This window comes from Kitasatospora sp. NRRL B-11411 (assembly GCF_000721345.1).
Taxonomy (GTDB): domain Bacteria; phylum Actinomycetota; class Actinomycetes; order Streptomycetales; family Streptomycetaceae; genus Kitasatospora; species Kitasatospora cineracea.
In genome coordinates this window covers 1-259 of the sequence record NZ_JOGH01000343.1, presented here as the reverse complement: position 1 = coordinate 259, position 259 = coordinate 1, and the positions used below count along the sequence as shown (strand labels likewise).

Sequence of the window (259 nt, the reverse complement as noted above, 5' to 3'; positions counted from 1 at the left end):
CGTGAACGACGCGTTACGGCAACGGACTTGGGAGATCGCCGAGCAGCTCTCCCGGGCCGGCGGCGGCGGGGAGGCCCGGCTGACCACCATCGCCGACGGCTTCCGGATCGAACTCTCCATCATCCGGCCCGACGGACCCGACGACCCCCCGGCCGTCCTCGCCGCACTCGCCCTCGGCGACCGCTGGGGACACAGCTACTCCCCCGCCTTCCGCAACAACGGCGTCGCCCGCGAGATCGTCTGGAGCGAAGTCCACCAC

1 pseudogene is annotated in these 259 nt (G+C 71.8%); it reads left to right on the top strand.

The annotated features are described in order from the left end of the window. Positions 1–259 (top strand): annotated as a pseudogene (locus tag IH44_RS42225) (hypothetical protein); the annotation flags it as partial.